Here is a 9149-nt window from a genome sequence, read left to right as displayed (position 1 = left end):
TGACGCGGATGGTTTCTTCGTCAAGTCCCTTTTCGCTTTTGAACGCAGAGGCCTCCTCCTTTTTAAACTCGAATCGGGCTTCGGTGTTGGTCTCTTGGATTTCTTCGTTTGAACTCATGTGTGATTATTGTGTCTGCTTGCTTATAGTACTGTGTGTAATCGATTAGCGTTACGCGGCCTCGTAGACTTCGTCACGAACCCAGTCGTACCCTTTGTCTTCGAGCTTTGCGGCAAGCTCGGCGCCGCCACTTTTCGCGATCTCGCCGTCGAGCATGACGTGAACGTGGTCAGGCTCGACGTAGTCAAGGATGCGCTGGTAGTGGGTGATCTGGAGAACCCCGGTGCCCTGCTCGTCGCGGAGGGCGTTGATGCCCTTCGAGACATCCTGTAGACGGTCGATATCGAGCCCCGAGTCGATCTCGTCGAGCACCGCAACCGACGGCTCAAGCAGGGCGGCTTGGAGTACCTCGTTTTGTTTCTTCTCGCCGCCGGAGAACCCGGCGTTGAGATAGCGGTGCATGAACTCCTCGTCCATGTCGAGGAGATCCATCTTCTCCGAGAGGATCTGCTGGAATTCGGCGACGCTGACCTCGCCGTCGTCTTCGGGGCCTTCCATCGGGGAGGTTTCGTACCCCTCGTCGTCTTCGTCGGCCGCAGCTTCGTCCTCGTCTTCGTCCTCAAAGAGCTCCTCGCGTTCCTCGGCTTTGGCGTTGAGCGCCTGTCGAAGGAAGCTCGTCATCGTGACGCCCTCGATCTCGGCCGGATACTGGAAGCCAAGGAAGATGCCGAGGGCGGCTCGCTCGTTTGGTTCGAGATCAAGAAGGCTCCAGGAGAGATCCTCGTCGTCGATGTCGGCGTCGATATCCTCGACATCCTCATCCTCAAGATGGAGGCGGATCTCGCCGTCGGTGACCTCATAGGCCGGGTGGCCGGCGATGATCTTTGCCGTCGTCGACTTCCCGGAGCCGTTAGGCCCCATCAGGGCGTGAATCTCACCGGAGTTGACCTCGAGGTCGACACCGCGGAGAATTGTTTCGCCGTCCTCTTCTGCGACTGCTGCGTGAAGATTGCTGATTTCAAGTGTTGCCATTGATGATTCGTTACCTCGTATCCAAATGATGGTGGGTTACGCCCATAATGGTTTCGCATTTACCCCCTGAACAATACAAGAGCAAAAAGAAAAGTTTCCGTTCAACAAAACACCGACGGTGTGGCGGCTACCAGTACTGTTCGAGGCCGGTCTGGGTTTGGCCGGTTTTGATCTCATTCCACGACATATCGAGTGCTTCGATCACCCGCGAGATCGGCCCTTTGAGCGTCTTCTCTAACATCTTTTCGAGGTCGATCTCGAATTCCTCGGGGAGTTGGTCGGCGTACTCGAAGCAGATCACGTCGGGATCGCGCTTGAACTCGCCGTAGAGGGGATCTTGCCGCGGGTCAAGCCCCTGTTCGTCTTCCACCCGGCGGAAAAACGAGGAGTGGACATCCTCGAGATAGAGCCGCTTGGGCTTCGAGCCGCGGTCGAAGTTGGTACCGAGCAAGAGGTTAGCATACTGCGCGCCTCGTACCTGTGCGGTCGGCGTTTCGTAGGCGTCGAGTCGCTTGCCGATGCCGCCGGGGATGCCGATCTCCTCGACGCTCCGCTCGCCGTTGCGGAACTCTTCGATAACTGTCGTCAGGTACGTTCGAACCGCCTCGCGGTCGGCTTCCATGTCGTCGCCGGTGACGATAGTTTCGATCACGCTTTTCTGAACACGCTTTGTGATCGGTGCGATATCGGAGCGTTTGTACTCGAATCCGGTGATATCGATGTCGTCGACATCCTTCCCTTCCTTCCAGATGATGTGGCCGGCGTATCGCTTCTTGCGGCCCGCTTGGAAGAATCGGCGGTAGAGCTTCTCAAATTCGATCTGGAACCGATGTTCAGTGGCGTTGAGTTCGTTGCTTGCGAAGTCGTCGTAACGGCTGTTGATGTACTCCTCGATCTCAAAGGATTGCTCGATTGCTTCGGATTTTGATACGTCATCGTCGAGTTCGAGCATGACTGAGTCGGTGTTATGGAGGACGATACCACCGACACCGTCAACGAAATTGTCGTTTTCGGCGACGCTCAGATCATACACGTAGCCGTCGTGATCCACATCCGTGAGAACCGGATCGCGGCCGCTCCGGTAGGAGTCACAGGTTCGGATCGTGTAGCTGTCTTTCCCATCCCGATATTTCAGCGAGTGTTTCTGCTCACGCTGTGTCAGCAACATCGAAAGCCCGGCGGCGAGTTCGCGGCTCGTCGTCTCGAAATCGAAGTGTCGCTCGCAATACTCGTCGGTGTACCGCGGGAACTCACGGGAGCCATCGCCCTCGATGAGCGTATCGACGAAGAGATCCTGTGCGTCAGCAGAGAGATTGAAGATGAAGCCGGGAATCCGCTTGCCGCGTGAGGTCTGGCCGGCGAACTCGCGGAAGAACACCGCCGACAGTTCGTTCATCAACTGGAGTTTGTGCGTCGTGTCGTCGTAGGTGATCGACTGCGCACCGTCGGTGGTCTCGTACTCGACGGTGCGATCACCGGAGCTATCGGAGGCAATCACACTCACTGACGTGTTCTCGAACAGTCGGTAGTAGTCCGACTGGAGTCCATCGAGCCATTCCTCTCGTGACTCAGCGATGCTTGCGCCGAACCGTGACTCGGTCGTCTCGATCGTCGAAGCACTGCCCTCGGTGATGTAGGCCGCCAGCAATCGCAGCAGGGAAGCCCCGTCCTCGGAGTCGATGTCGATGTAGCGCTGTACTTTGACAGACTTCGAGAGTTCGTTGTGGTGGTCGTGGCCGAACCAAACCCACTCGTCGTTGGCGTGGACACGCTTGGTTTTCGTCGCTGCATCCTCACTGCCGACGCTGCGGCCGTCCTCGTACTCGCGGGTGTAGCCGTCCAGCACCTCGTAGACATCGATCGTCTCGACGGTGTCGACAGCCGGCATTCCTGGAATCCGGAGCGGTTTGTCGACATCGCCTGGTGGTGCTTCAACGAGTTCGCCGTCGTCGTCGACTACGTACGAGTGATCCCGCGTCGTCGTCGACTCACCGAACTTGTGCTGGAGATTGACGACCGGTTTGTCGACCTTGTGGCGGATCGCCTGCTGGATCGGTTGCCACTCGGGCTCACCGTCAGCCGCCAGCGACAACGCCTCCCAACCGTCGAGTCGGCGGCGATTCTTGCCGGCAGAAGCCGAGCCGACCGCACCGCCGTCGGCGGTGATGACGACCGTGTCGCCGGTGCTCGCTGTTGCGCGCTCGAAGAGGTCTGCAATCGAGAGTACGCGAACGATTCCGTCAGGGTCGCGGACGACGACGGGACGATCACCGGTGACGCTATCGCCGTATGCCACCTCGTATTCGAGTTCGCTGGCGACCGTCTCGGTGAAATCGATGACCTCCCGGCCGGTCGCCGTGACAGCCGCCGCCCCTTCCTTATCGTAGAGGCGAAATCGATCCCACCCCGTGACGCCGTACAGCGACTGTCCGACGAACTGGAATTTGCCGTTGCGACCCGCCAGTAGCGTGTGGTTGTCGGCGACGGTCACACAGTAGACGCCGTCGTCGGCCGTGCGCCGCGAGCCGCTCCGGTGCATGCGGAACGAGTTCTTCGGCTCCTCGGTAACGTAGATCCGCCACGTGCCGCTGTCGGCGTTGTAGCTGGCCGTGATCCCGAGATGCGTACAGAGCCGGAGCACGTCATCCCGGAGTTCCTCGCTCGACGTGCTGTATCGCCACGAGTTTGGCTGGCGGTCGCCATCGCCATCGATCAGCACCGACAGGAACCGCTCTTTCTGGTCGGTGCTCGCCTCGAAGACGAGATCTGGTATCTGTTTCGAGAAGCTGTCGTCGCCACACAGTCGGTCAAGCAGGTCGCCGAGCAGCTTCGAGGTGAACTGATACGAGCGGTCGTCGACGTAGTAGTCGAAGCCCATTCGGTCGAGCAGGTCGCCGATAGCGGCGTGGTGGTCGGCCTCAGCTGAGCCGCCATCGGCGACGGCTTCCTGTGCGACTTTGACTGTCGTCGCCGAGCCGCGGTAGTTGTCGCCGAACGCCTTGGCGCCCGATGTGTAGACGTTACCCTCGGTGATATACCACGCGAGGAACGCGAGGAGGTCGTCGCCGTCGTAGGTTCGGGGGATCCATTTCCGGCCGGATTCGGTGTGGATGAAACTCCGCTCACAGACGGATTCGATATACTCGCGGTTGGCCTCGAACTCCTCGGGCGTGAACACGTAGCCGACCTGGTCGACGTCAGCCTTCGGGACGCGCCGCGGCTGGAACCCGAGTTCGGCGGTAAACGTGTGGCCATGCACCGAGGGTCGAACCCAGACCTCGTAGTCGTCGACGAACTCGGTGAGGTCGACCGTTTCGAGGCGGTCGCCGTCGTCGTAGGTCCAGTCGTGCGGGAGTTCGTAGTTGCAGTAGTCCTCCAGGTCGCCGGCCTCGACGAAGCTGTATCCGTCTTCGGTGATCCCATTGCGGTCGTTTTTCCGGACGAGCATCCGGTGGTTCGGCGTCACCCGGAAGTCGATCTTGCTCGTCTCGATGTCGACGAGTTCGTCGCGGTAGTCCGGATACGCGTGGGTTTCGGTGACCGGCTTGATTTCGAGTTCCTGGGTCTCCGGATCAAGCGAGTAGACCTGATCGCCGACCGCGAGATCTGTGATGTCGCGGACACCCGTCGGCGTCAACACCTCCGTATCCGGCGTAAAGCAGTTCATGATAACCTTCACCGCTGCCTGCTGGGTGTCGTAGATCTCGTAGGCCGAACTGTCCGGATCGTGCTGGTTTCGCAGTTCCTTCTTTTCCTCTCGCTCCGTCAGGAGTTCGTCAACCATCTCGCGCATGATGCCGTCCGGCTCCTTGCGGAACTGCGTCCCGTTGGGTGCGCGGTAGGTCTCGCCCTCGTAGTCGTCGTCGACCTTGGTTTCGGGCCCCGCGTTAATCGTTACCATGCACATCGGGTAGAGGGATTGCCCGATCCACTGATAGTGGCCGTTGCGCCCTGCAAGGATGACGTGATTGTCCTCGGCGGTGATACAGTGTACCGTTCCGTCGTGGGGTTCGGTAGTCGCGTTCGTCGATTTGTTGAATGAGCCGCGCTTGCCGATAGAAATGTACCAGGTGTCGTCGGATTCTTTGGATACCGTCGGCTTCTCGCCACAGCGAACAGCAAGATCAACGATATCGTTCTTGAGGGTGTCACTCGTCGTCCAGTACCTTTCGAGTCCAGATGCTGTCCGACTGCCATCGCCCTGAATAAGCGTATCGAGGAGACCACGGATCAGCTCCCCGTCGAGTTCGAAGACCCGCGTCGGAACCTGTTTGTTGGCGGCATCGTGGCCACAGTGAGCTCCGAGCCAATTAACGAGATGTTGGTTTGAGATGTTGAACCCGCGGTCGTCAGTGCTGTAGGGAATGTCCATCCGGTCGAGCAGCGCGCGGATCGTCGCTCGACCGTCCGCATCCGACTGGTGAAGTGTAACGCGACCACGGGCCGAATCGAGACTGCCCTCGGTGACGTACCAGCCGACCAGTTCCAGCCAGTCAGCCATCTCGAACCGCGTCGACAGCTCGCCGTGTCCCCGGTCGTATTTCAGGAACACCCCGTCGGCGTGGGACTCAATCGTCTCACGGTGGGAGAGATACACCGACATCGGAAGCAGATACTTGCCGACCTTCTGCTGGACGCCCATCGCCGACGACGAACCGTGAGCAAGATCAAGCTGCTCGGTGACCGGCTCCGGCATCCGATTGCGGAACCAGCGGAGGTCTTCATCACAGTAGACGGCGACGTGACCGGTTTCGAGGTCGGCTGCGAGATCGAACGTCTCGGGCGTGCGACCCGAAACGGGCTGATGCTGCGGGAAGGCGTACCGCTCAGTGTTGGTCAGGTCACGATACTCGGTGAACTCGAAATCGTCGGGCGTCTGCTCGTCCCAGCCGCGCGTTTTCGACGCGAGGAACTGATGGTTCTCCGTGATCTTGAAATCGTGAGTGTTGCCGCTGAGATGGTGTAGTTCACCATACTTGTTGTCGTACTCGTGTGTCTCAGCGACCGACGAGATCTCGCACTCGAACGTCTCTGGGTTCAGCGTGTAGACGGTATCTCCGACCTCGATCTCGGTGATTGATTTCGGCCCCGAAGGCGTGAGTACGTCGGTGTCGCTACTGAAACACTTGAGATCCAGTACACTGATATTTTCACGAACGCCTGTAATCGGATCGAAGACGGCTCCGCCCTCAAAATCCTCGGACTCCTGTTTGCCTTTTGTCGGTAATGCGAACTTTCCATACGCCTTGTGCAGCACGTACTGATCGACGGCATCGCCCGGCGTCGGCGCGTCTTCGAGCTTGCAGCCAACGAATTTTCGCACCTCGTCCCAGAAGTCGATTAACCCCTGTTTGCGGTCGATTTCGACACAGAGCTCTACGTCCCGGAGGTTGTATTCGAGAAGCTGTGTCGGGTCATCCTCCCACAGATCACCGATGTCGCCGGCGTAGCGTTCCTTGCCGACCCCAAGTTCGAGTTCGCCGACGGCGTCGAGGCGGTAGGAGTCGAGTTCGGTGAACTGGGTGCGCTTGTAGCCGTACAGCAGGTCGAAGACGACCCGGCCCTTGATATCGGGGCCACCCCAGCCGGAGCGCCAGACCTCGTCGATACGAGAGAGGCGGTCGATCGAGAGGTCTCGGTCGGTTCGTTTGTCGACGACTTCCAGCCGGTCGAGGAAGTACGGCGCGTCGAAATCCTCGAAGTTCCACCCGCTAGCGAGATCCGGATCGGTGTCGTCGATATACTCGATGAAGGCGTCCAGCATCGCTGCCTCGCTGTCGAAGGTGCGCACGTCGACGGCGATATCGTCTTGGTAGGGGTCGTAGTTCGGGAGCTCGTCGGGAATCTCACCGTCGCCGTCAGGGGCTTCGTAGAGCCACGCGATGTACTGCTCGTCGAAGGAGTCGTAGCTGGTCAGACAGACGATTGGCTCCTCGCCGTCCTCGGGAAAGCCCCGGCGATCATCGACCTCGATATCGAAGATGTTGACCCGGAGATCACTGTCGACGTCGGCGGGAACGGCCTCGGTGTGGGGAACCTGAATCGTTGCTGGGCCGTCTGTGTCGTCATCGCTTCCGAGTCGCCGCTCGGAAACCTTGACCCCGCTGTTGATCCCCTTATCGATCAGGAAGCGGTTCGGAAACAGGATGTCGGCCTCGTAGTGGTCGAACTCGTCGCGAACCTCACCCACATCTCGTGGCGTGCGACCGATGATCTTTGTCAACTGCTCGCCGCGGATACTCTCGAAGCCCTCGCCGTCAGAACCAGCCTCCCGGCTGTCGACGATGACGTCGTACGCTTCCTCGGGGGGTGTATCGAGTGAGTCAGTGGGGACGTAAAAATAGGGCTCGAAGCCGAGCACGCGGACGTGTTCGTGAGTGCCATCCTCGCGGCGGCCGAAGACGTGAATCACGGGGTGTTCCTCGCGACCAGCCCCCTCGATGGTGTAATCTACCTGTGTGATCATCAGCTCGACTGTTCCCGTGGAGTCAGGAAACTTCGCGTCCTCGACATCGACGACCTCGCTGATTCGGCCGCCACCGTTGCCAGCGACGACCGCTGCCGCGTCGGTAGGGTCGGTCGCGTCCGCAGCATCCGCCTCGTCGTCGGCATCATCGGCAGGGGAGAAAGACGTGAGATCCGACTGTGTCATAGCAAATGGTTGCGTCGTTCAGATAAAAAGTCCCGGTGTTCGATCGAGCAGGCTGCTGGAAACAACCCCGCGTGACGGAGCGCGGCAAGCTTCTGTGCGATACCAAACTATTTACTATGTCATCAGTTACCAAGGGATAACATGTCTACCCACGCAGACGACCAACGGGAGCACAGCGCGGCAGCGTCCGAACCGGCTGGGGTCGCAACCGTCGAATCCTATGAGGTCGACGACGGGGTGGTGCTCTTCGATGCCGAAAACCCGCTGGCGTGGGTTGAGACCACCGAGGCGATTCCGGTCACCGAAGCCCTCTAGAGCCGAATCCTTTTGCTGGCGGCCCATTGAATCACTGTATGCCGTCTGAGCCACCGACAGAGATCGCCGCCAACAGCGACTCGGGCGATCAGTCGTCGGGTGAGGATGTGGGTGCCGACGGCGCGGCCGAATCAGGTGACAGGGACGACCGTTCTTACGAACAGCGGGTGATGGATAGACTCGTCCCCGATATCGATGTTGGCGATGCTAACAAGCCGGACACCCACAAGGCCGACGGCGAACCCAAAAACGATGCTGAAGCGGACGCCGACGCCGAACTCGCCGACGCCCTTGAGGAGATCGATGACGATCTGCTAACCGCGTTCATTAGGATCGTTGTTTCGATCAAAGCCGGGATCCTGCTGGTCAGTATCGGCCTATTGATCATCGGCTTCCAGGGACTGCTTGCCGTTGGTGGTGGATTCATCGCCGTCGGCTGTCTCGCCTTCGCCCACGCTGCACAACGATACTGGAGCCACAAACAGACAAGACAACAGGTGGGTGGCGGATGACAACACGGTGGACGAACGGCGAAGCCGGACACAACGGCTAACCGGCCGGACGGCGTTTGATCAGCTAATGCGAACGGTTCGAGATGCGGATGGCAGTCACTATCTGTTGGTCAAACAGTCCGGCGACAGCAGCCTCGTTCGTGATCCGGAGACCGGGGGCGAACACTACGTTGCCAACGGCGAGCTTACCGTCGTCGACGACGAGTCACCACTGTCAACCGCCGCAGCCGGGATCGACGCTGGCGTCCGGCGGCTGCTGACAGCAACCTACGATAACCAGTCGTTGGGGCTGGTGATCGAGTTAGTCGACCGCGGCCCGCTGTCGACGGTCGCGCTGCTCGACAGCTACGATCTCTGTGAGAGCGATCTCCACGGGCTGCTCGCCGAATTCCGTGCGGCAGGTCTCGTCGAGGAAGCCGACAGCGACGGCCGACGCGGCTATGCGGCGACAACACTCGCAACACAGGCGATCAGCAAGCTCCGCAAGGACGATGTTACCAACACGACCGATATTGGGGCCGATGCCAGCAACGATGCCAGCGGTGTGTCCAGCGACACAGCGTCGACAACGACAGAGTAG

The 9149-nt window shown here is 59.6% G+C and carries 4 protein-coding genes and 1 pseudogene; 3 read left to right on the top strand and 2 right to left on the bottom strand.

The features are described from left to right. Positions 1 to 169: 169 nt before the first annotated feature. Together DP106_RS09360 and DP106_RS09355 are read right to left on the bottom strand one after the other, a co-directional pair. A complete protein-coding gene (locus DP106_RS09360) occupies positions 170 to 1090 on the bottom strand; it encodes an ABC transporter ATP-binding protein (RefSeq protein ID WP_120084891.1) in 921 nt (306 codons plus the stop codon). A 127-nt stretch (positions 1091 to 1217) separates the two neighbouring features. Beyond that, a pseudogene (locus DP106_RS09355) lies at positions 1218 to 7514 on the bottom strand (DNA polymerase domain-containing protein); the annotation flags it as partial. 369 nt (positions 7515 to 7883) lie between these two features. On the opposite strand from DP106_RS09355, the gene DP106_RS15850 reads away from it, so the two are divergent. From DP106_RS15850 to DP106_RS09345, 3 genes are all read left to right on the top strand, one after another. Next, on the top strand, positions 7884 to 8057 hold the full coding sequence (locus DP106_RS15850) for a DUF7331 family protein (RefSeq protein ID WP_165857862.1): 174 nt from the start codon (positions 7884 to 7886) through the stop codon (positions 8055 to 8057). Positions 8058 to 8095: 38 nt separating this feature from the next. Next, on the top strand, positions 8096 to 8569 hold the full coding sequence (locus DP106_RS09350) for a DUF7322 domain-containing protein (RefSeq protein WP_120084888.1): 474 nt from the start codon (positions 8096 to 8098) through the stop codon (positions 8567 to 8569). Between the two features lie 67 nt (positions 8570 to 8636). Continuing rightward, a complete protein-coding gene (locus DP106_RS09345) occupies positions 8637 to 9149 on the top strand; it encodes a DUF7346 family protein (RefSeq protein ID WP_240625384.1) in 513 nt (170 codons plus the stop codon).

The organism is Halonotius pteroides (genome assembly GCF_003605635.1).
GTDB classification, from domain to species: domain Archaea; phylum Halobacteriota; class Halobacteria; order Halobacteriales; family Haloferacaceae; genus Halonotius; species Halonotius pteroides.
This window is presented reverse-complemented; position numbering and strand designations above follow the sequence as displayed.

Bases quoted from the DNA above. Each gene is read 5' to 3' on its own strand.
- DP106_RS15850 (WP_165857862.1), top strand. From the start codon at position 7,884: ATGTCTACCCACGCAGACGACCAACGGGAGCACAGCGCGGCAGCGTCC.
- DP106_RS09345 (WP_240625384.1), top strand. From the start codon at position 8,637: ATGCGAACGGTTCGAGATGCGGATGGCAGTCACTATCTGTTGGTCAAA.
- DP106_RS09360 (WP_120084891.1), bottom strand. From the start codon at position 1,090: ATGGCAACACTTGAAATCAGCAATCTTCACGCAGCAGTCGCAGAAGAG.
- DP106_RS09350 (WP_120084888.1), top strand. From the start codon at position 8,096: ATGCCGTCTGAGCCACCGACAGAGATCGCCGCCAACAGCGACTCGGGC.